Raw genomic sequence first — 19,877 nt, forward strand, 5'->3', positions numbered from 1 at the left:
TCGCCAGCATCGCGTGGCGTTGTGCGCCAACGCTAAAGCGATGGCGAAATTTCGTCAACGTTTCGATTGAGCGGGGCAGGGCGGTCGCCTAATTTCGCTTCCATGCCGGTGCGCAAGGTGCGCATGCCGGCGAACGAGAATCGGGAGACACGCGTGACCCATACCGACGACGACCTGCACCGGCGCCCCGCGGCGGCACGCCGTCACGCATACCGCATGATCGGCGGCGCGGGCGAGCGCGCGCGTGCCGCCGGGCTGGTCAATGCCGAGTGGTACCGGTGCGCGGTGCCGCGGCCGCTGATGAAGCAGCTGATGCAGCGCAGCGATGCACGCGCGATACGCGACACGCTGACCTGGTACGCGTCGATCGTCGCGAGCGGCGTGCTCGCATGGTTCGCGTGGCGCGCGCATTCGGCGTGGGCGATTCCGGCGTTCTTCCTGTACGGCACGCTCTACTGCAGCCCGGCCGATTCGCGCTGGCACGAGTGCGGGCATGGCACCGCATTTCGCACGCGCTGGATGAACGACGTGCTCTATCAGGTCGCGTCGTTCCAGGTATTTCGCCGCGCAACCGTGTGGCGCTGGAGCCATGCACGCCATCACACGGACACGCTCGTCGTCGGCCGCGACCCGGAAATCGCCGCACCGAAGCCGACCGACTGGCTCGCGCTCGCGCTGAACGTGATCGCGCTCAAGCATGTCGCGAGCGAGCTGCGCAAGATGATCGCGGTCGCGTTCACGGGCCGGCTCGACGCCGAGGAGCAGACCTACGTGCCCGAATCGGAATGGCCGAAGGTCGTGCGCGAGGCGCGCATCCACCTCGCGATCCATGCGCTCGCGATCGGCGCGGCGCTGTATGCGCGAGCGATCCTGCCGCTGCTGTATGTCGGCTTGCCGAGCCTGTACGGCGCGTGGCTGTACCTCTACTTCGGGCTCACGCAGCACGCGGGCATGCCCGAGAACGTGCTCGATCATCGGCGCAACTGCCGGACCGTGATGATGAATCCGGTGTTCCGCTTTCTGTACTGGAACATGAACTACCACGTCGAACATCACATGTTTCCGATGGTGCCGTTCCACGCGCTGCCGAAGCTGCACGACGCCGTGAAGGCCGACATGCCGCCGCCGTATCCGAGCACGCTCGCGGCCTACGCGGAGATCGTGCCGGCGCTGATCCGGCAGACGCGCGAGCCGTCCCATCACGTCGTGCGGCCGGTGCCCGATGCGGCGCGCGCATGACGTTCATTCAACTGCCAACGAAGGAGACACGCATCATGACGCAATGGATCGACGCCGTCGGCTTCGACGACATCGACGACGAGGACGTCGTGCGCTTCGACCATGACGGCCGCACGTACGCGATCTACCGGATCGACGGACACGTGTACGCGAGCGACGGGATGTGCACGCACGAACGCGTGCATCTCGCGGACGGCCTCGTGATCGACCACGTGATCGAATGTCCGAAGCACAACGGCCGCTTCGACGTGCGCGACGGCCGCGCATTGTCGGCACCCGCATGCGAGCGCTTGCGCACGTATCGCGCGCGGATCGAGGACGGCCGTGTGCTGATCGAGGTATGACGGCATGACGAACGACCGCGTGATGGCGATCGTCGGCGCGGGCCACGCGGGCGGCCGTGCGGCGCAGGTGCTGCGCGAACACGGCTGGCGCGGGCGCATCGTGCTGATCGGTGCGGAACCGCATCTGCCCTACGAACGGCCGCCGCTGTCGAAAGGCGTGCTGACCGGCGAGCGCAGTGCCGCGCAATGCGCGCTGCGCGATCGCGACGCCTGGCGTGCGGACGCGATCGAGCCGATCGTCGCAACCGTCGAGCGGATCGATCCGGCGGCGCGCGAAATACGCGTGTCGGACGGCCGCGCGTTCGCGTACGACGCGCTGCTGCTGGCGACCGGCGCGCGCGCGCGGCGCCTCGCGATTCCCGGTGCCGATCTTGACGGCGTGCTCGCCTTGCGCACGCTCGACGACGCCGCGGCGCTCGGCGCGCGGCTCGTGCGCGATGCGCGCATCGTGCTGATCGGCGGCGGATTCATCGGGCTCGAAGTCGCGGCGTCGGCGCGCCAGCGCGGCTGTCGCGTGACCGTGCTCGACGCGGCGTCGCGCGTGCTCGGCCGCGCGGTGCCGGACACGATCGCGGCGCGCGTGCATGCGCTGCACGTTCGGCACGGCGTCGCGATCCGGCTCAATCGCGCGCCGGTCGCAATCGAGCGCACGGTGGGCGGCGCGCTCGCGGTCATGCTCGACGACGGCGACATGCTGATCGCCGATACGGTCGTCGTCGGGATCGGCATCGAGCCGGCGGACGAACTCGCCCGCGACGCGGGGCTCGCGGTCGATCGCGGGATCGTCGTCGACGAAAGGCTCGAGACGTCGGCGCGCGGCATTTACGCGGCCGGCGACGTCGCGGTGTTTCCTGGCGGCCGGTCGGCACGTCGCGTGCGGCAGGAGACGTGGCACGGCGCCGAGACGCAGGCGCGCGTCGCCGCGCGCAACATGCTGGGCGCCGGCGAACCGTATCGCGACGTGCGCTGGTTCTGGTCCGATCAGTACGACGCGCAACTGCAGGTCGTCGGCGAGCCCGCGCTCGGCGAGCGGACCGTCGCGCGCGTGCTCGACGACGACGCGGAAATCCGCTTCCATTTCGATGCGCAGGCGCGGCTCGTCGCGGCGAGCGGATTCGGCTGCGCGTCCGCGTGGGTGAAGGAGATGCGGGTCGCGAGGATGCTCGTCGAGCGCGCGGTGGACGTGACGCCGGCCGACGTCGCGGACACCGGCGTGAAGCTGAAATCGCTGCTGCGCTGAGATGAAGGAGCCGCGGCGCGTGCGGCGCCGGGCGCAGCGAAGGAGGGTGCGTGGCCGAAGCGCGCGGCCCCGAGTGTGCCGCGCGCTTCGACGCACGTACGACGTCGCTCAGACCGTCGTGTGCAGATGAAGATACAGTGCGGCGGCCGCGGCGCCGCCGAGCAGCGGGCCGATCACCGGCACCCATGCATAGCGCCAGTCGCTGTCGCGCTTGCCGGGGATCGGCAGCAGCGCGTGCATGATGCGCGGCGACAGGTCACGCGCGGGGCTCATCGCATAGCCGGTCGGGCCGCCGAGCGAGATGCCGATGCCGAGCACGAGCAGGCCGACCGGCAGCGCGTCGAGTGCACCGAGTCCGACCTGCGGCGACGCGAGATAGAGCACGCCGAGGATCAGCACGAAGGTACAGATCGCTTCGGTCAGCACGTTATGCGTGACGCTGCGGATCGCGGGCGCGGTGCAGAACACCGCGAGCTTCAGGTCCGCATCGGCTTCCTTCGCGAAGTGCTGGCGATACGCGAGCCAGACGAGCAGCGCGCCGGCCATCCCGCCGAGCATCTGCGCGAGCACGTAGCCGCCGACTTTCGCCCACGGGAACTTGCCGGCGAGCGCGAGACTGATCGTGACGATCGGGTTCAGATGCGCGCCGCTGAACGATGCGGTCACGTAGACGGCGACGAATACGGCCATCGCCCATCCCATCACGATCACGATCAGATCGGCGCCTTTGCCTTTGGTCTTCGCGAGCAGGACGTTCGCGACCGCGCCATTGCCGAGCAGCACGAGGATCGCCGTGCCGATGAATTCTGCGATATAGGGTGACATGTTTGTCTCTCGTAGATCGCGGCGGACTCGCGCAGTGCGCGGTCCGCCGGCGTTGTTGTTGTGTCGTTCGCGACGCGGCGCTTACTGTGCGTCGTCGGCCCAGGCCTTTGCCGCACGCACCGCGCGCTGCCAGCCGGCCATGCAGCGCTCGACCTGCTGCTTGGGCATCGACGGTGCGAAGCGGCGATCGAGCTGCCACTGGCTGCGCACTTCGTCGAGATTCTTCCAGTAGCCGATCGCGAGGCCCGCGAGATACGCGGCGCCGAGCGCCGTCGTTTCGGTGATCTGCGGACGCACCGCATCGACGCCGAGCAGGTCGGCCTGGAACTGCATCAGCAGGTTGTTCGCGCTCGCGCCGCCGTCGACGCGCAGCTCGCCGATGCTGATGCCCGAATCGGCTTCCATCGCGGCCAGCACGTCGAGCGATTGATACGCGATCGCATCGAGCGCCGCGCGCGCGAGATGCGCGTCGCGCGTGCCGCGCGTGACGCCGAACAGCGAGCCGCGTGCGCGCGCGTTCCAGTGCGGCGCGCCGAGGCCGGCGAACGCGGGCACCAGATAGACGCCGTCGCTGTGCGGCACGCTCGCGGCGAGCGCTTCGATCTCGGCGGCCGTCTTGATGATGCCGAGGCCGTCGCGCAGCCACTGCACGACCGCGCCCGCGATGAAGATGCTGCCTTCGAGCGCGTACTGCACGTCGTCGCCGATCTGCCAGGCGATCGTCGTCACGAGGTTGTTCTTCGACTCGATCGGCTTGTCGCCGGTATTCATCATCAGGAAGCAGCCGGTGCCGTACGTGTTCTTCACCATCCCGGACGTCGTGCACATCTGGCCGAACAGCGCCGCGTGCTGGTCGCCCGCGATGCCCGCGAGCGGAATCTTCGACGCGAACACGGTGGTTTTCGTATGGCCGTAGATCTCCGAGGACGCCTTCACCTCCGGCAGCATGCTGCGCGGGATGTCGAGCAGTTCGAGCAACTCGTCGTCCCACTGGCGCGTATGGATGTTGAACAGCATCGTGCGCGACGCGTTCGTCACGTCGGTCACGTGCAGCTCGTGCTTCGTGAAGTTCCACACGAGCCAGCTGTCCACCGTGCCGAACGCGAGCTTGCCCTGACGCGCCTTGTCGCGCGCGCCGGGCACGTTGTCGAGGATCCAGCGGATCTTCGTCGCGGAGAAGTACGAGTCGATCGGCAGGCCCGTTTTCGCGCGCACCTTCGCTTCGAGCCCCTGCTTTTTCAGCGAATCGCAGAAGTCGGCGGTGCGGCGGTCCTGCCAGACGATCGCGTTGTAGACGGGCTGGCCCGTTTCGCGATCCCAGACGATCGTCGTCTCGCGCTGGTTCGTGATGCCGATCGCGGCGATCGACGTGCCGTTCAGGCCGGTGCGCGTGACGGCTTCGGCGGCGACGCCCGCCTGCGTCGACCAGATTTCCTGCGGGTCGTGCTCGACCCAGCCGGGCTGCGGGTAGATTTGTTCGAACTCTTTCTGCGCGATCGACACGATATTGCCCTGCCGATCGAACAGCATCGCGCGGGAGCTCGTCGTGCCCTGGTCGAGCGCGAGGATGTACTGGTCCTGCATGTCTCTCATCTCCATCCGTGGATTAGTTGTGATGCGCGCCGTATGCCGCGGCGCGTCGGTGAATCAACGTCGGTCAAGCAAACTGCTCGGGCGATCGATCACGCGTGCGGCGCGTGCGCGGCCGCGAACCACGCATCGAGCGCGGCGCTCGCCGCGTCGAGCGTGCCCGGCGCGACGTGCAGCCCGAGCTTCGAGCGGCGCCACAGCACGTCCTGCGCGCAGGTCGCCCATTCGGTATCGCGCAGGTAGCGCAGCTCCGCCTCGAACAGGCCGGGCACGATCTCGGCGCCGAGATCGGCCAGCGACTGCGCATTGCCGACGACGCGCGCGGCACGCGTGCCGTACGCGCGCGCATACCGGCGCGCGAGCGGTGCGGGCAGCCAGCGATGGCGCTTCGCGAATGCGTCGGCGAACGCATCGAATTTGGCGTTCGCGATGTCGCCGCCCGGCAGCGGGGCGCCGGCGGTCCATGCCGGTGCGTCGCGGCCGAGCGCGCGGCACAGCATGTCGCCGGCTTCTTCGGCGAGCTTGCGGAACGTCGTGATCTTGCCGCCGAACACCGACAGCAGCGGTGCGCCTTCGCCGTCGTCCATCTCGAGCCGGTAGTCGCGCGTGACGGCCGACGCGTTCGCGGCGTTTTCGTCTTCGAGCAGCGGCCGCACGCCGGAATAGGTCCAGTGCACGTCGGCCGGCGAGATCTTGCGCTTGAAGTAGCGGTTGATCGAATCGCACAGATACTGCGTCTCGTCGCGATCGATCGCGACGCGCGCCGGATCGCTCGTGTATTCGACGTCGGTCGTGCCGATCAGCGTGAAGTCGCGCTCGTACGGGATCGCGAAGATGATCCGCTTGTCGGGGTTCTGGAAGATGTAGGCGTGATCGTGATCGAACAGCCGGCGCGTGACGATGTGGCTGCCTTTCACGAGCCGCACGCTATGATGCGCGCCGCGCCCGAGCGCACCGTGCAGCACGTCGCCGACCCACGGGCCGGCCGCGTTCGCGATCGCACGCGCACGCACGACGCGGATCGCGCCGTCCGGCTGCTGCAGCCGCGCTTCCCATTCGTCGCTGCGGCGCTCGGCCGACACGAGCTTCGTGCGCGTGAGGATCTCGGCGCCGCGCTCTTTCGCGTCGAGCGCGTTCAGCACGACGAGGCGCGCATCGTCGACCCAGCCGTCCGAATAGACGAAGCCGCGCCGGATCGAATCGACGAGCGGCGCGCCGGCCGCATGGCGGCGCATGTCGATGCCGCGCGAGCCGGGCAGCAGCTCGCGTTTCGCGAGGTGATCGTAGAGGAACAGGCCGATGCGGATCAACCAGGCCGGACGCAGGTTCGGCATGTGCGGCATCACGAAGCGCAGCGGCCACATGATGTGCGGCGCCGCGCGCAGCAGCGTCTCGCGCTCCTGCAGCGCCTTGCGCACGAGCCCGAATTCCTTGTACTCGAGATAGCGCAGACCGCCGTGAATCAGCTTCGTGCTGGCCGACGACGTGTGCGATGCGAGATCGTCCTGCTCGCAGAGCAAAACCGACAGGCCGCGGCCGGCCGCATCGCGCGCGATGCCCGCGCCGTTGATGCCGCCGCCGACGACGAGCAGATCGTAGCGATTCGGTTGATTCACCTGCTGTCCTTATCGTTCGAGAGTCGAGGTCATGGATCGAACACGAAATGTTCGAATTCGAAATTTAACGAACGAAATCGAAAAAGTAAAGTTCGAAAAAGAGGGGCGGGTGGCGCGCCGCGCGTTCCCGGACGATACTGGCGGGATCGACCGTTTCGCGAGGTGAATCATGCGTATTGGGATGGGGATCGGCGCGTGCGCCGTGGTGCTGGCGGCCTGCAGCGCAGGCACGCCGCCGCTCGCCGGCAACTGGCGGGCGCCGTCGTTCGTCGATCTACAGACGGCGTGCGGCGGCACCGCGCGCGACTGGGGCGCGGACGCGCAGCCGGTCTATTCGGCGATGTACGACGCGTACGTCGCGAAGCGCTATCGCGGGCTGTCCCAGGCGAACTACTGCGCGTTCGTAAACGAACTTTCCGCGCATTACGCGGCGCCGGACGCGCCGGGCCGCGCCGGCTGGGTCGCGTATCTGAACGGCGCGCGGGCGCAGGCCGTCAGCTGGCGCGCGGCGGTCGATCCGACGTTGCGCGGCGGTTGAAGCGAGCGGAGCGAAACAACGGGAGCGGTGGGCCTGAAAACGCGGCGCGGCCGGGAGGCCGGCCGCGGGCAGGTCACAAACGGCGGGACTTACGAATAGCGGTACTTGATCGACCGCAGCGTGGCGTCACCGGTTTCGGTCACGCAGTATTTTCGCCCCGATCCGAGCCCTTCGAGGCGGACGAGCTGTTGTTCGAGCAGCGCGTCGAGTTCTTCCCGATCCATGCTGGTCTGGTCGGGTGCGTCTTTCACAAGCAATAGCGTGGCGAATTCATGCGGACTCAGCATCGTTCTCTCCATGGCAACCGGTCTGCCCGCGCGGCCGGCATCGATGCCGGCGCACGTACCCCGCGGGGGATGGCTTGGGGGGAAAAGCTGCATTCGCCGGCCATGCGGTTCGCGCTCGCCCTGGCACAGGCAGAGCGGCAAACGGGCCGGGGAACTGGAGTCTAGTCGAGTGCGCAGGCAACGACAAATCGTGCCCCGTTAATTTTCCGTTTGACAGGCAGGCCATCCACAAGCGGTTCGGCCGCGCGGCCAACTTCTTGATTTCACTTGAAGTTGTCGGTGCGGCGCAGCATCGCGCCGATCATTCGGCGACGTACACCTGCGTGCCGGCCGCGGCGATCGTATCGGCCATGTCGGCCGGCAGCGGCTTGTCGGTGAACAGCGCGTGGACCTGGCTCAGATGGCCCTGGCGCACGAGCGCCGGCCGGCCGATCTTCGAATGATCGGCGACGAGGTAGACCGTACGCGCATGCTCGATGATCGCCTCCGCGACGCGCACCTCGCGCGTATCGAAGTCGCGCAGCGTGCCGTCGGCCTCGATTGCGGACGTGCCGACGATCGCGTAGTCGACCTTGAACTGCCGGATGAAGTCGATCGCGAGTTCGCCGACGATGCCCTTGTCCCACGGCCGCACGATGCCGCCGGTGATCAGCACCTCGCAGTCGGGGTAGCCGCTCATCATCGACGCGACGTTCAGGTTGTTCGTGATCACGCGCAGCCCGTGATGGCGATTCAGCGCGCGCGCGACTTCCTCGGTGGTCGTGCCGAGGTTGATGAAGAGCGACGCCTGATCGGGGATGTGCGACGCCGCGAGCGCCGCGATGCGCCGCTTCTCGTCGTGGAACATCCGCTGCCGCGCGGTGTACGACACGTTCTCGGAGCTGGTCGGCAGGCTCGCGCCGCCGTGATAGCGGCGCAGCAGGTTCAGGTCGGCGAGCCAGTTCACGTCGCGGCGGATCGTCTGCGGCGTGACGGCGAAATGCGCGGCGAGATCGTCGACGGTCACGAAGCCGTCGCGCTGCACCCATTCGAGCAATTCCTGCTGGCGCGCGTTCAGGGTGAGGCGGGGATCTCTGCTCATGTTCGACGGTCGGGGGCGTGAAAACGAAGCGGATATTGTAAGGGTGTCCGTCGCGCCGCCGGCACGCGGGCACACCCGATTCATGCGAATCACACATGGATTCATTTCACAAATGAATTTGTGCGATTACGCCGATCGCGATGCAATGGCGGATTCCCCGCGCGCGGGGACGCATTCCATTCGTTTTCGACGAGGTAGACCGATGACTGATTTCAACTGGCACAACCCGTATCCGACGCCCCGTATCCCGGTGTTCGCGCGCAACGTCGTATCGACGTCGCATCCGCTCGCCGCGCAGGCCGGGCTGCGGATGCTGTGGAAGGGCGGCAACGCGGTCGACGCGGCGCTCGCGGCGGCCGCCGCGATCACGGTCGTCGAGCCCGTATCGTGCGGGCTCGGCGGCGATGCGTTCGCGCTCGTCTGGGATGGCGGCAAGCTCCACGGCCTGAATGCGTCGGGCGTCGCGCCGGCCGCGTGGAGCGTCGACTATTTTCGTCGGCGCCACGGCGAGGACGCGCACGGCATCGCGCGCAAGCCGACGCGCGGCTGGGACACCGTCACGGTGCCCGGCGTGATCGCGGGCTGGGAAGCGCTGCACGCGAAGTTCGGCTCGCTGCCGTTCGCCGACCTGCTCGAGCCGGCGATCGACATCGCGCAGCGCGGCTATTCGGTGTCGCCGATCGTCGCGCACAAGTGGGCGGCCGCCGTGCCCGAGCTGCAGGGCCTGCCCGGCTTCGCGGAGACCTTCATGCCGCGCGGCCGCGCGCCGCTCGTCGGCGAGCGCATGTGCCTGCCCGGCCATGCGAAGACGCTGCGCACGCTCGCGAACGAAGGCGCGCGCGCCTTCTACGAAGGGGCGCTCGCCGAGCAGCTCGTCGCGTTCGCGCGCGAAGGCGGCGGCGCGCTGAGCGCGGAAGACTTGCGCGCCTATCGTCCCGAATGGGTCGAACCGATCGGCAAACGCTTCGGTCGCCATACGATTCACGAAATTCCGCCGAACGGACAGGGCATCGCCGCGCTGATCGCGCTCGGGATCGCCGAGCACGCGGGCGTGACGGACTGGCCCGTCGACTCGGCCGATTCGCAGCATCTGCAGATCGAGGCGATGAAGCTCGCGTTCGCGGACGTCTACCGCTACGTTGCCGATCCGCGCGCGATGGAAGTCACACCCGGGCAGATGCTCGACGACGCCTATCTGGCGGCGCGCGCGAAGCAAATCGACCGCACGCGCGCGACGCACTTCGAGGCCGGCCGCCCGCATTCGGGCGGCACGATCTATCTGTCGGCCGCGGACGAACGCGGGATGATGGTCAGCTTCATCCAGTCGAACTACATGGGCTTCGGCTCGGGCCTCGTCGTGCCCGGCGCGGGCATCGCGCTGCAGAACCGCGGGCACGGCTTCTCGATGGACCCGGCGTCGCCGAACGTGGTGGCCGGCGGCAAGCGGCCGTTCCACACGATCATCCCGGCGTTCGTGACCGAGGAGGCCGGCGGGCGCACGGAGGCCGTGATGAGCTTCGGCGTGATGGGCGGCGACATGCAGCCGCAGGGCCATCTGCAGACGATCGTCCGGATGCTCGGCTACGGGCAGCAGCCGCAGGCCGCGTGCTGCGCGCCGCGATGGAAGGTCAATCGCGACTTCACGCTCGACGTCGAGGCGACGATGGATCGCGCGACGGTCGAGGCGCTGGCCGCGCGCGGCCATACGATCAAGTCGATCGACGATCCTTACATGGATTTCGGCTCGGGCCAGTTCGTGTGGCGGCTCGATCCGGACGATCCCGATCGCGGCTACGTCGCCGCGAGCGACAGCCGCCGCGACGGTCTCGCCGCCGGTTTCTGACGGATTCCTTTCCGCTGTCGCGATGCGCGGGCGGCCGAACGGCCGCCCGTTTCGCTCGGTGCGCGCGATTCGAATGACGCGTCTAACATTCGGCAATGGATGCCGCGGAACTGCGTCAGGCGGGTATGGTCAGTGCTCTGAAGCACGAACTTCAAAGTCCGGCTAAGATGCCGTGATGATGGTTCGGCCGGACCAGCCTACTATAAACGCAAGCAAAACGCCGCCCGCGGTCGGTCGCCGTGCCGAAGGCACGGAGGGCCGCCCGGTGTGACGTCTGGGAGCGCACCACCATGCACACTGAAACGACGCATGTCATGCCGTGGCGAATCGAAGACATCGACCTCAACCGGATCGATCGTCAGCGCGCGGCCGCGAACGAGGACTTGCTGCTGCTGCTGTGCGCAGCGTCGTTCATCGAGAGCGGCTCCGATCTGTACACGAGCAATCTGAGCGAGTTCTTCAACGACGATCCCGAAGTGTCCGCGTGGCTCAACAATGCATGGGAGCACGAAGAATTGCAGCACGGCCGCGCGCTGAAGGCCTACATCGCGCACGTGTGGCCCGAGTTCGACTGGGATACGGCGTTCGCCAACTTCTTCGACGAGTATTCGAAGACGTGCTCGGTCGAAGCATTCGAGAAGACGCGCGCGCTCGAGATGGTCGCGCGCTGCGTCGTCGAGACGGGCACGGCCACGCTGTATCGCGCGATCAACGAGTGCTCGGATGAGCCGGTGCTGAAGGAAATCACCGACAACATCCGTACCGACGAAGTGCGCCACTACAAGCACTTCTTCAAATTTTTCAAGAAGTACAACCAGCTCGAAGGCAACGGCCGCCTCGCGGTGCTTGGCGCGCTGATGCGTCGCGTGATGGAAATCAAGAACGAGGATTCCGAGATCGCGCTGCGGCACGTGTTCGCGGTGCGGTATCCCGATCGCGTCGGCGACAGCGAATACAGCCGTGCGCGCGTCGCACGCATCAACTCGCTCGTGCGCCGCAATCTGTCGGCCGACATGTGCGTGAAGATGCTGCTCAAGCCGCTCGATCTGCCCGCGAAGATCCAGCCCGGCGTGCACTATCCGCTCACGAAGATCACGCAGCACGTGTTCTTCCGCTGATCGACAACGCGGGGCCGCGGCCGCTATGCTGCGGTTCCGCCGTTTACCGCCAGCCGGCTTCGCCACCATGACCGAATCCCATCGCCACGCGCTCGAACAATGGACGTTCGACGCGTGGCCGCCGGCCGTCGTCTCGCTGTTCGACGGCACCGCGCTCGAGCGTCACGCCGATTTCGCCGCGTCGCTGCTCGTCGCGACCGACGACGGACAATTGCGCACGACGCTGCTGAGCGTCGGCGAAATCTATGCGCGCGATCCGCGCACGCTGTTGCTCGCGCTATGGCCGCAGTCGCGTGCGGCGCGCGCGCTCGCGCAGCGGCGTGCAGCCGCGCTGGCGCTCGTCGCGGACGGCGCGTTCTATCAGGCGCAACTCGACGTCGCGCCGCTCGAAGGGTCGTTCGGCGGATTGGCCGGCTTCGCTGCGACGATCGCGCACGGCGATGCGCAGCGCGTCGGCTATGCGCGTCTCGCGACGGGTGTCACGTTTGCGCTGGAAGGGGAGCGCGCCGCGGTGCTCGCACGCTGGCAGCGCCAGGTGGAGCACCTGCGGCGCGCGGCTGCACGGCTTCAGTGACCGCGCTGGCCGCTGCGCGACGAACGGTTGCGGTTCGGGTGCGCGGCGTTGCCGTTTGCGGCACGTGCGCCGTTGCCGCCTGACGGGCGCGCGCCGTTGCCGTTGCCGCTGCCCTGCGGGCGCGGCTTGGCGGCCGCCTTCGGCTTCGGTGCCTGGCCGTCGCGCTTCGCGCCCGGCTGCTGGGCGGCGCCGCCGGCGCGCGGCGCACGATTGCCGCCACCGCCGCCGCCATTGCCGCCACCGCCGCGCGGCTGCTGGCCGCGACGCTGCTGGATCGGTTCCGGCTTCGCATTCGGATCGGGCTCGAAGCCTGCGATCACTTCACGCGGAATCTCGCGCTTGATCAGCCGTTCGATGTCGCGCAGCAGCTGCTTCTCGTCGACACACACGAGCGACACGGCTTCGCCGGTCGCGCCTGCGCGACCCGTGCGGCCGATGCGGTGCACGTAATCCTCGGGCACGTTCGGCAGATCGAAGTTGACGACGTGCGGCAACTGATCGATGTCGATCCCGCGCGCGGCGATGTCGGTTGCGACGAGCACCTGCAGCGTGTTGTTCTTGAACTCGGCGAGCGCGCGCGTGCGGGCCGACTGGCTCTTGTTGCCGTGGATCGCCATCGCGCTGATGCCGTCCTTGGTCAGCTGTTCGGCGAGCCGGTTCGCGCCGTGCTTCGTGCGCGTGAAGACGAGCACCTGGAACCAGTTGTGCTCGCGGATCAGATGCGTGAGCAGTTCGCGCTTGCGATCGCGGTCGACCGGATGGATCTTCTGCGCGACCGTCTCGGCGGTCGTGTTGCGGCGCGCGACCTCGATCAGCGCCGGCGAATCGAGCAGGCTGTCGGCGAGCGCCTTGATCTCGTCGGAGAACGTCGCGGAGAACAGCAGGTTCTGGCGCCGCGGCGGCAGCTTCGCGAGCACGCGCTTGATGTCGTGGATGAAGCCCATGTCGAGCATCCGGTCGGCTTCGTCGAGCACGAGGATGTCGAGATCCGACAGGTCGATCGTCTTTTGCTGCATGTGATCGAGCAGGCGGCCCGGCGTCGCGACGACGATGTCGACGCCGCGCTTGAGCGCATCGATCTGCGGATTGATGCTGACGCCGCCGAACATCACGGTCGAGCGCAGCTTCAGATACTTGCTGTACGCACGCACGCTTTCCTCGACCTGGGCGGCGAGTTCGCGCGTCGGCGTGAGGATCAGTGCGCGCACGGCGCGCTTTGCGCTGCGATGCTCGGTGTAGAAGGTATGCAGGCGCTGCAGGATCGGCAGCGTGAAGCCTGCGGTCTTGCCGGTGCCGGTCTGCGCGCCGGCGAGCAGATCGCCGCCGCCGAGGACCGCAGGAATGGCCTGCTGCTGGATCGGGGTCGGCGACGTGTAGCCGAGCTCGTTGACCGCCTTGACGAGCGGTTCGGCCAGGCCGAGAGATTCGAAAGACATAGATACCACGCTTGAGTTTTATGATCGGCGATGCGCGCCGCGCGGCCCGCGCGGGGAAAACCGGCATCGCCAAAAGCAAAAGGGCGCGGCCGCGGTTTCCCGCAGCCGCGCCCCGTTTGTGTGAGCCGCTTCTTAGTCGAGCGGTGCGGAACGCAGATCGCTGACCTGTTGCGGCGAGATCGGCGTACCGTTGTTACCCCACGACATCCGGATATACGTGACGACCGCCGCGACTTCCTGGTTCGACAGCGACTGCGCGAACGGCGGCATCCCATACGGACGCGGATTCTTGAACGTGCTCGGCGGATAGCCGCCATTCAGTACCATGCGGATCGGGTTGACTGCCGATTCCATCACGATCGAATGGTTGCCCGCGAGCGGCGGATACGCAGGCGGCTTGCCGGCGCCGTTCTCGGCGTGGCAGGTCGCGCAGTTGTCTGCGTAGATCTTCTTGCCCTGCTCGAACAATGCATTGCCGAACTGCTTCGACGGCTCGTACTGCATGTTCTTCGGCGCTTCGGCCTTCTGCGGGATCGACTTCAGATACGTCGACATCGCGCGCGTATCTTCGTCGGTCATGTACTGAAGGCTGTTGTGCACGACGTCGGCCATCGGCCCGAACACCGCACCCTTGTTCGACACGCCGGCCTGCAGCAGGTCGGACAGCTCCTGCACGTGCCAGTCGCCGAGACCGAGTTCCTTGTCGTTGGTCAGCGACGGCGCGTACCAGTTCTGCAGCGGGATCAGGCCGCCGGCGAATGCTGCCGAATTGACCGGGCCGCCCATCATGTTGATCGACGTGTGGCACATCGAGCAGTGGCCGAGGCCTTCGACGAGATAGGCGCCGCGGTTCCATTCGACCGACTTGGTCGGATCCGGCTTGTACTCGCCTTCCTTGAAGAACAGCGTGCGCCAGCCGATCAGCAGGTTGCGGTTGTTGAACGGGAACTTTAGTTCATGCGGACGGCTCGGCACCGAAACCGGCGCGACCGAGCGCAGGTAGGCGTAGATCGCGTCCGAATCCGCGCGCGTGACCTTCGTGTAGCTCGCGAACGGGAAGCCCGGGTACAGCAGGCTGCCGTCCTTCGAGCGGCCCGTGTGCATCGCGCGGTAGAAGTCGTCCGACGTCCACTTGCCGATACCGTTCTGGTCGTCCGGCGTGATGTTCGGCGTGTACATCGTGCCGAACGGCGTCGCCATCGGCAGGCCGCCCGCGAACGGCTTGCCGCCGCGCACGGTGTGGCACGCGATACAGTCGCCGACGCGCGCGAGGTATTCGCCCTTCTTGATCAGCGCGGCCTGATCGGCCGGCGTGGCCGCGACGGCGGAAGCGCCGTGCAGCGTGTCGTTGCCCGACCAGAGCACGGGCACGAGAGCCGCTGCCGCGACGATCGCGACAGCCGAGAGTGCAAACAGGGACTTGCGTTTCATTGTGTCTGTCTCCCTTGCCTTATTGCGGTTCGCTGCCGCAGGCGAGCGGAGTCTTCATCGAACGCGCCGGAGCCGGCACGGGGTTGGCGGGCGCCGGCTGCGCGGCGAGCCATGCCGTCACGGCCGTCACGTCTTCGTCGGAAAGCTTCGATGCGATGTCGTGCATGCAGTCCGGTGCCTTGGCGTGGCGGTTGCCCGAACGCCATGCGCCGAGCTGCGCGCTCAGGTAGTCGGCGTGCAGGCCGACGAGGCCCGGGATCGCCGGCTGCATGCCGGTCAGCGCGGCGCCGTGGCAGGCGACGCAAGCGGGCAGCTTGCGCGACGGATCGCCCTGCGTGACGAGCTGCTTGCCGCGCGCGAGCGTCGCGGCCGGCAGCGTCGGCTTCGCCGGCGTCGGGTACGGCGGGCGCTCGGCCGAGAAGTGCTCGGCGATCTCGCGCAGGTAATCGTCGCTCAGATACGTGAGCAGATAGTTCATCGGCGGATACTTGCGCCGGCCGTCGCGGAAGTTGACGAGCTGGTTGTACAGGTACTCGGCCGGCTTGCCTGCCAGACGCGGGAAGTAGTCGTTGTCCGTGCCCTGACCGTGGACGCCGTGGCATGCGGTACAGCCGCGCACACGCTCGGCCATCGTATCGGGTGCCTTGAGCGGCGCCTGCTGCGCGTGGGCTTGCTCCGTGGGCTTGGTCTGCGCTTGGGCAGCGCTCGTAAGGCCCGCTCCGCCGATCAACAGAACGGCGAGCAGCGGACGGATGAGGCGTCTTGAAGACACACGAGACTCCATGTTTATTCGTCGGGGACCTGTCCGGGCTACGATCGGCTCGGCATGACGGCAGGACAGCCGGGCTGCTGCGACGCGGCATTCTATCATCGATGGGTAATGACGGCTATTTGGCAAAAGGACATCGGTTCCTGTCTGTTTCCGACTTGCGACAATTTGACGCGCATCGTGCGCAGGCCGCGTGAACCGGCGTGCGTTTTGTCCATCGAAGACCGTACACTCGCGGGTCGCGCCGCGTCCGCGTGCCGCCGACCCAGTCATTTCTCCCGTTTTTCCGGATTTCTCGATGACGTTTCTTACCGTGCCGTTGCCCGTTTTTCGCTGTCCGTCCCGCCGCCCGTCCTGCGTTCGCCGTGCGGCGAACCTGCCGTTCGCGGGAGGGTGCGCACGATGAGGATCGACAGCTTGTGGATCGGGCAGGTCGCGCTTGCCGCGCTGATGGATGCGGCGTTTGCGATGGCGGTCGGCTCGGCGCTGCTGAAGGGCTGGCTCGGCAGGGACGGCGCACGGCCCGTCGTCGCGCCCTCGCATCCGGCGTGGGTGCGCGCGCAACATTCGCTCGTCGCGGCCGCGCTCGCGCTCGTGCTCGCGGATCTCGGCTGGCTCCTCTACGAAGCCGCGTCGATGAGCGGTGCGGGGCTCGGCGGCGCTTTTGCGGCGATGCCGACCGTGCTCGCGCAGACGCATGCGGGCTTCGCGTGGAGCGTCGCGTTCGGCGGTGCGGTCGTGCTCGCGATCGTCGCGCTGCTGAAGCCGGACGGCACGTTCGCGCACGCGCTGCTGTGGCTCGCGGTGATCGTGATCGCGGCCGGCAAGGCGTCGCTCGGCCATGCGGCCGATGTGGGTGCGCTGTCGGCCGCCGTGGGCGTGCAGACCGTGCATCTGCTCGCCACCGCCGTATGGGGCGGCGTCGTGCTCGCGGGCGGGCTCGCGGTGTTGCCGGTGCTCGGCTCGTCGGTTGCGCGCGGCGCGCTGATCCGCATCGGCCAGCAGATGTCGCGCACGTCGGTGATCGCGGTCGTGTTCGTGCTCGGCACCGGCGTGCTGAATGCGGTGCGCGGCCTCGGCGGTTCGTTCGCGCCGCTCGACGGCAGCACGTGGGGACGCGTGTTGCTGCTGAAGCTGCTGCTCGTCGCGCTCGCGCTCGTGCTCGGCGGGCTGAACCGCTTCTCGGCGCTGCCGCGGCTGCGTCGCACCGCGTCGACCGAGGATGCGCATACGTTCCGCAACATCCTGCATCTCGAGGCGCTGACGATGATCGGCGTGTTCGTGGCGGCGGCCGTGCTGTCGTTCAGCGTGCCGGGGTTCGCGGCGCTCGGATGACGGCGCGCGTGCGGCGCGCACAATGAAAAAGGCCGCCGGTCGTTCGACCGGCGGCCGCATCGCGTGCGACGCATCGCGCGGACTCGTTCGGCGCGCGATGCGCCTCGCATCTCATCTCACCACTCGGCGACGCTGCCGTCCGTGTGGCGCCACACGGGATTGCGCCAGCGATGGCCGGTCTTCGCCATCTCGCGCACCTTCTCCTCGTTCACGTCGATGCCGAGCCCCGGCCCTTGCGGAATCGCGACGAAGCCGTCGTCGTAGCGGAACACTTCCGGATTGCGCAGATAGTCGAGCAGATCGTTGCCCTGGTTGTAGTGGATGCCGAGACTCTGCTCCTGGATGAACGCGTTGTAGCTGACCGCGTCGAGCTGCAGGCACGCGGCGAGCGCGATCGGCCCGAGCGGGCAGTGCAGCGCGAGCGCGACGTCGTAGCTTTCGGCGAGCGTCGCGATCTTCCGGCATTCGGTGATGCCGCCCGCGTGCGATGCATCGGGCTGGATGATGTCGACGTAGCCGCCGGCGAGGATGTGCTTGAAGTCCCAGCGCGAGTAGAGCCGCTCGCCGAGCGCGATCGGCGTGTTGGTCTGATTCACGATGTCGCGCAGCGCCTCGGCGTTCTCCGACAGCACGGGCTCCTCGATGAACATCAGCTTGTACGGATCGAGTTCCTTCGCGAGCACCTTCGCCATCGGCTTGTGCACGCGGCCGTGGAAGTCGACGCCGATTCCGACGTGCGGGCCCACCGCGTCGCGCACGGCCGCGACGTTCGCGATCACCTGCTCGACCTTGTCGTAGGTATCGACGATCTGCAGCTCTTCCGAACCGTTCATCTTCACGGCCTTGAAGCCGCGCTCGACCACCGCGCGCGCGTTGTTCGCGACGTCGCTCGGCCGGTCGCCGCCGATCCACGAATAGACCTTGATGCGCTCGCGCACCTGGCCGCCGAGCAGCGCGTGCACGGGCACGCCGTGATGCTTGCCCTTGATGTCCCACAACGCCTGATCGACGCCCGCGATCGCGCTCATCATGATCGGGCCGCCGCGGTAGAAGCCCGCGCGGTACATCACCTGCCAGTGATCCTCGATCAGTCGCGGATCCTTGCCGACCAGGTAGTCGGCGAGTTCGTGCACGGCGGCTTCGACCGTGTGCGCGCGGCCTTCGACGACCGGCTCGCCCCAGCCGACGATGCCCTCGTCGGTTTCGATCTTGAGGAACAGCCAGCGCGGCGGAACGATGAAGGTTTCGAGGCGGGTGATTTTCATGTCGCGAGTCTCCAGGATTGACCGGCGTGCCCGATGGGCGCCACGCCGGCCGCATGCTTTCGCGTTATCCTAGCGTAGCGCGTTAAAAAATAGTATTAATAGCACTATTGCGCACATAGTGGGCAACCGCGCCCGACGGAGAACGATCATTCAACGCGATTTGCATGGACAAACGGCCTTCCGGCTCGCGACGGCGATCCTGCGCGGCGACTATCCGCCCGACTCGCTGCTGCCGCGCGAGCCCGACCTGATGGCGATGTTCGGCGTGAGCCGCACGGTGTTGCGCGAAGCGTTGCGCACGCTGACGTCGAAGGGGCTCGTCGAATCGCGGCCGAAGGTCGGCACGCGCGTGCGCCCGCGTCGCGCGTGGAATCTGCTCGATGCCGATCTGCTCGACTGGTATGCGCGCGTCGCGCCGGCGCTGTCGTTCGCGCTGAAGCTGCAGGAGATGCGCGAAATGATCGAGCCGCATGCGGCCGCGATGGCCGCACGCGTGCGGGCCGCGGATGCGATCGCGGCGATCGACGAAGCGTTGGGCGCGATGGCCGCCGCGCGCAACGTCGACGAATGGGTGCGCGCGGACCTGCGGTTTCATCTCAGCGTGCTCGAGGCGGGCGGCAACGAGTTGCTGGTGCCGCTCGGCGCGCTGATCGATCGCACGCTCGAGGCGCAGTTGCATCTGAATGCGCGGCGCGCGCACGTGTACAACGCGTCGCTGGCCGAGCACGCGGCGGTCGGCGATGCGATTCGCGCGGGCGACGCGGACGGCGCGCGTCGCGCCATGGCGGCGCTGCTCGCGGTGACGCGCGCGCGCATCGAGCAGTCGTGATGGGGGCGCCCCGCTAGGGGCGCCGGCGAGCGGTGCTCGGCGAGGGGCGCTCGGCTAAGGGCGCTCGGAGATCGGTGCGCGGAAAGGGCGCCCGGCTAGGGGCGCCCGGCTAGAAGCGCGCCGCTAACGGCGCCCGGCAACGGGCACTCGCCCTTCGCACCGTTCGCTACGCGTTCGCGCAGCCGCCCGGTTTGAGCACGCGCTGCGTCGACGCCGGATATTTCTCGAGCAGGGCGGCGGGCCGCCTCGGGCGCGCGACCAATTCGCCGCCGCAGTTCGGGCAGCGGCCTTTCAGGACGGTGTCGGCGCAGGTCGCGCAAAACGTGCATTCGAACGTACAGATGCGGGCATCCACCGAATCGGGCGGTAGATCCTTGTCGCAGCATTCGCAGCCGGGGCGCAGTTCGAGCATCGCGGTTTCCTTGGTCGGGACGGTCGGGGCCTGCGCCGCCGGGCGGCGCAGCTGCACGCTACTGTACGCGCGTGGCGCGGCGCGGCCAATGGCGGCCCAGGGCGA

The 19,877-nt window shown here is 67.8% G+C and carries 19 protein-coding genes; 9 read left to right on the forward strand and 10 right to left on the reverse strand.

Going from position 1 to position 19,877, the window contains the following annotated elements; all coding sequences use genetic code 11:
- Positions 1 to 123: 123 nt before the first annotated feature.
- The 3 genes from BCR55_RS10075 to BCR55_RS10085 are packed head-to-tail and all read left to right on the forward strand — an operon-like array spanning position 124 to position 2,823.
- Entirely contained in the window at positions 124 to 1,239 is a 1,116-nt protein-coding gene (locus BCR55_RS10075; protein WP_371493334.1) for a fatty acid desaturase family protein, read from the forward strand.
- Between the two features lie 35 nt (positions 1,240 to 1,274).
- Positions 1,275 to 1,583 carry a non-heme iron oxygenase ferredoxin subunit gene (locus tag BCR55_RS10080; protein WP_006406535.1) on the forward strand — a complete coding sequence of 103 codons (309 nt, stop codon included), beginning with the start codon at positions 1,275 to 1,277 and terminating at the stop codon, positions 1,581 to 1,583.
- A 4-nt stretch (positions 1,584 to 1,587) separates the two neighbouring features.
- A complete protein-coding gene (locus BCR55_RS10085; RefSeq protein ID WP_065494516.1) occupies positions 1,588 to 2,823 on the forward strand; it encodes an NAD(P)/FAD-dependent oxidoreductase in 1,236 nt (411 codons plus the stop codon).
- Positions 2,824 to 2,931: 108 nt separating this feature from the next.
- On the opposite strand, the gene BCR55_RS10090 is transcribed toward BCR55_RS10085, so the two are convergent.
- The 3 genes from BCR55_RS10090 to glpD all read right to left on the reverse strand — a co-directional run bounded on the left by BCR55_RS10090 (position 2,932) and on the right by glpD (position 6,854).
- Entirely contained in the window at positions 2,932 to 3,648 is a 717-nt protein-coding gene (locus BCR55_RS10090) for an MIP/aquaporin family protein (RefSeq protein WP_006398355.1), read from the reverse strand.
- An 81-nt stretch (positions 3,649 to 3,729) separates the two neighbouring features.
- Positions 3,730 to 5,232, reverse strand: coding sequence for a glycerol kinase GlpK (gene glpK, locus BCR55_RS10095; protein ID WP_006406533.1), 1,503 nt, complete (start codon positions 5,230 to 5,232; stop codon positions 3,730 to 3,732).
- A 98-nt stretch (positions 5,233 to 5,330) separates the two neighbouring features.
- On the reverse strand, positions 5,331 to 6,854 hold the full coding sequence (gene glpD / locus BCR55_RS10100; RefSeq protein WP_053296860.1) for a glycerol-3-phosphate dehydrogenase: 1,524 nt from the start codon (positions 6,852 to 6,854) through the stop codon (positions 5,331 to 5,333).
- A gap of 181 nt (positions 6,855 to 7,035) precedes the next feature.
- Between glpD and BCR55_RS10105 the strand changes: the two genes are divergently transcribed.
- Positions 7,036 to 7,392 carry a hypothetical protein gene (locus BCR55_RS10105; protein ID WP_006406531.1) on the forward strand — a complete coding sequence of 119 codons (357 nt, stop codon included), beginning with the start codon at positions 7,036 to 7,038 and terminating at the stop codon, positions 7,390 to 7,392.
- Between the two features lie 89 nt (positions 7,393 to 7,481).
- Here BCR55_RS10105 and BCR55_RS10110 read toward each other — a convergent pair whose 3' ends face one another.
- Together BCR55_RS10110 and BCR55_RS10115 are read right to left on the reverse strand one after the other, a co-directional pair.
- Positions 7,482 to 7,679, reverse strand: a complete 198-nt coding sequence (locus BCR55_RS10110) for a phage tail assembly chaperone (protein ID WP_006398360.1) — start codon at positions 7,677 to 7,679, stop codon at positions 7,482 to 7,484.
- A gap of 301 nt (positions 7,680 to 7,980) precedes the next feature.
- The gene (locus tag BCR55_RS10115) at positions 7,981 to 8,760 is read right to left on the reverse strand and encodes a DeoR/GlpR family DNA-binding transcription regulator (protein ID WP_006406529.1); all 780 of its coding nucleotides are present in this window, start codon (positions 8,758 to 8,760) and stop codon (positions 7,981 to 7,983) included.
- A 202-nt stretch (positions 8,761 to 8,962) separates the two neighbouring features.
- On the opposite strand from BCR55_RS10115, the gene BCR55_RS10120 reads away from it, so the two are divergent.
- The 3 genes from BCR55_RS10120 to BCR55_RS10130 all read left to right on the forward strand — a co-directional run bounded on the left by BCR55_RS10120 (position 8,963) and on the right by BCR55_RS10130 (position 12,295).
- Positions 8,963 to 10,603, forward strand: coding sequence for a gamma-glutamyltransferase family protein (locus BCR55_RS10120; protein WP_065494517.1), 1,641 nt, complete (start codon positions 8,963 to 8,965; stop codon positions 10,601 to 10,603).
- Between the two features lie 290 nt (positions 10,604 to 10,893).
- Entirely contained in the window at positions 10,894 to 11,721 is an 828-nt protein-coding gene (locus BCR55_RS10125) for a ferritin-like domain-containing protein (protein ID WP_006398364.1), read from the forward strand.
- Between the two features lie 67 nt (positions 11,722 to 11,788).
- On the forward strand, positions 11,789 to 12,295 hold the full coding sequence (locus tag BCR55_RS10130; protein WP_065494518.1) for a hypothetical protein: 507 nt from the start codon (positions 11,789 to 11,791) through the stop codon (positions 12,293 to 12,295).
- Here the strand turns inward: BCR55_RS10130 and BCR55_RS10135 are convergent.
- From BCR55_RS10135 to BCR55_RS10145, 3 genes are all read right to left on the reverse strand, one after another.
- Positions 12,289 to 13,731, reverse strand: coding sequence for a DEAD/DEAH box helicase (locus BCR55_RS10135; protein ID WP_039219966.1), 1,443 nt, complete (start codon positions 13,729 to 13,731; stop codon positions 12,289 to 12,291). The two genes, BCR55_RS10130 and BCR55_RS10135, sit on opposite strands and share 7 nt — an antisense overlap.
- A 132-nt stretch (positions 13,732 to 13,863) precedes the next feature.
- Complete coding sequence (locus tag BCR55_RS10140; RefSeq protein WP_006398367.1) at positions 13,864 to 15,162, reverse strand: cytochrome c; 1,299 nt, start codon at positions 15,160 to 15,162, stop codon at positions 13,864 to 13,866.
- Between the two features lie 19 nt (positions 15,163 to 15,181).
- The gene (locus BCR55_RS10145; protein ID WP_012467697.1) at positions 15,182 to 15,946 is read right to left on the reverse strand and encodes a cytochrome c; all 765 of its coding nucleotides are present in this window, start codon (positions 15,944 to 15,946) and stop codon (positions 15,182 to 15,184) included.
- Between the two features lie 387 nt (positions 15,947 to 16,333).
- On the opposite strand from BCR55_RS10145, the gene BCR55_RS10150 reads away from it, so the two are divergent.
- A complete protein-coding gene (locus BCR55_RS10150; protein ID WP_065494519.1) occupies positions 16,334 to 17,266 on the forward strand; it encodes a CopD family protein in 933 nt (310 codons plus the stop codon).
- Between the two features lie 116 nt (positions 17,267 to 17,382).
- Here BCR55_RS10150 and dgoD read toward each other — a convergent pair whose 3' ends face one another.
- On the reverse strand, positions 17,383 to 18,531 hold the full coding sequence (dgoD, locus tag BCR55_RS10155; RefSeq protein ID WP_006411652.1) for a galactonate dehydratase: 1,149 nt from the start codon (positions 18,529 to 18,531) through the stop codon (positions 17,383 to 17,385).
- Between the two features lie 118 nt (positions 18,532 to 18,649).
- Here dgoD and BCR55_RS10160 point away from each other — a divergent pair, with 118 nt between their 5' ends.
- On the forward strand, positions 18,650 to 19,360 hold the full coding sequence (locus tag BCR55_RS10160; RefSeq protein ID WP_006398371.1) for a FadR/GntR family transcriptional regulator: 711 nt from the start codon (positions 18,650 to 18,652) through the stop codon (positions 19,358 to 19,360).
- Between the two features lie 166 nt (positions 19,361 to 19,526).
- Here the strand turns inward: BCR55_RS10160 and BCR55_RS10165 are convergent, their stop codons facing one another.
- Entirely contained in the window at positions 19,527 to 19,772 is a 246-nt protein-coding gene (locus tag BCR55_RS10165; RefSeq protein WP_006406521.1) for a DUF1272 domain-containing protein, read from the reverse strand.
- Between the last annotated feature and the right edge of the window lie 105 nt (positions 19,773 to 19,877).

The sequence above is a fragment of the Burkholderia sp. CCA53 genome (genome assembly GCF_001685525.1).
Taxonomy (GTDB): Bacteria; Pseudomonadota; Gammaproteobacteria; order Burkholderiales; family Burkholderiaceae; genus Burkholderia; species Burkholderia multivorans.

Excerpts from the sequence above, each read along its gene's own strand:
- BCR55_RS10075 (WP_371493334.1), top strand. The coding sequence starts at position 124 with ATGCCGGCGAACGAGAATCGGGAGACACGCGTGACCCATACCGACGAC.
- BCR55_RS10080 (WP_006406535.1), top strand. The coding sequence starts at position 1,275 with ATGACGCAATGGATCGACGCCGTCGGCTTCGACGACATCGACGACGAG.
- BCR55_RS10085 (WP_065494516.1), top strand. The coding sequence starts at position 1,588 with ATGACGAACGACCGCGTGATGGCGATCGTCGGCGCGGGCCACGCGGGC.
- BCR55_RS10090 (WP_006398355.1), bottom strand. The coding sequence starts at position 3,648 with ATGTCACCCTATATCGCAGAATTCATCGGCACGGCGATCCTCGTGCTG.
- glpK (WP_006406533.1), bottom strand. The coding sequence starts at position 5,232 with ATGCAGGACCAGTACATCCTCGCGCTCGACCAGGGCACGACGAGCTCC.
- BCR55_RS10105 (WP_006406531.1), top strand. The coding sequence starts at position 7,036 with ATGGGGATCGGCGCGTGCGCCGTGGTGCTGGCGGCCTGCAGCGCAGGC.
- BCR55_RS10110 (WP_006398360.1), bottom strand. The coding sequence starts at position 7,679 with ATGCTGAGTCCGCATGAATTCGCCACGCTATTGCTTGTGAAAGACGCA.
- BCR55_RS10115 (WP_006406529.1), bottom strand. The coding sequence starts at position 8,760 with ATGAGCAGAGATCCCCGCCTCACCCTGAACGCGCGCCAGCAGGAATTG.
- BCR55_RS10120 (WP_065494517.1), top strand. The coding sequence starts at position 8,963 with ATGACTGATTTCAACTGGCACAACCCGTATCCGACGCCCCGTATCCCG.
- BCR55_RS10125 (WP_006398364.1), top strand. The coding sequence starts at position 10,894 with ATGCACACTGAAACGACGCATGTCATGCCGTGGCGAATCGAAGACATC.
- BCR55_RS10130 (WP_065494518.1), top strand. The coding sequence starts at position 11,789 with ATGACCGAATCCCATCGCCACGCGCTCGAACAATGGACGTTCGACGCG.
- BCR55_RS10135 (WP_039219966.1), bottom strand. The coding sequence starts at position 13,731 with ATGTCTTTCGAATCTCTCGGCCTGGCCGAACCGCTCGTCAAGGCGGTC.
- BCR55_RS10140 (WP_006398367.1), bottom strand. The coding sequence starts at position 15,162 with ATGAAACGCAAGTCCCTGTTTGCACTCTCGGCTGTCGCGATCGTCGCG.
- BCR55_RS10145 (WP_012467697.1), bottom strand. The coding sequence starts at position 15,946 with ATGGAGTCTCGTGTGTCTTCAAGACGCCTCATCCGTCCGCTGCTCGCC.
- BCR55_RS10150 (WP_065494519.1), top strand. The coding sequence starts at position 16,334 with ATGAGGATCGACAGCTTGTGGATCGGGCAGGTCGCGCTTGCCGCGCTG.
- dgoD (WP_006411652.1), bottom strand. The coding sequence starts at position 18,531 with ATGAAAATCACCCGCCTCGAAACCTTCATCGTTCCGCCGCGCTGGCTG.
- BCR55_RS10165 (WP_006406521.1), bottom strand. The coding sequence starts at position 19,772 with ATGCTCGAACTGCGCCCCGGCTGCGAATGCTGCGACAAGGATCTACCG.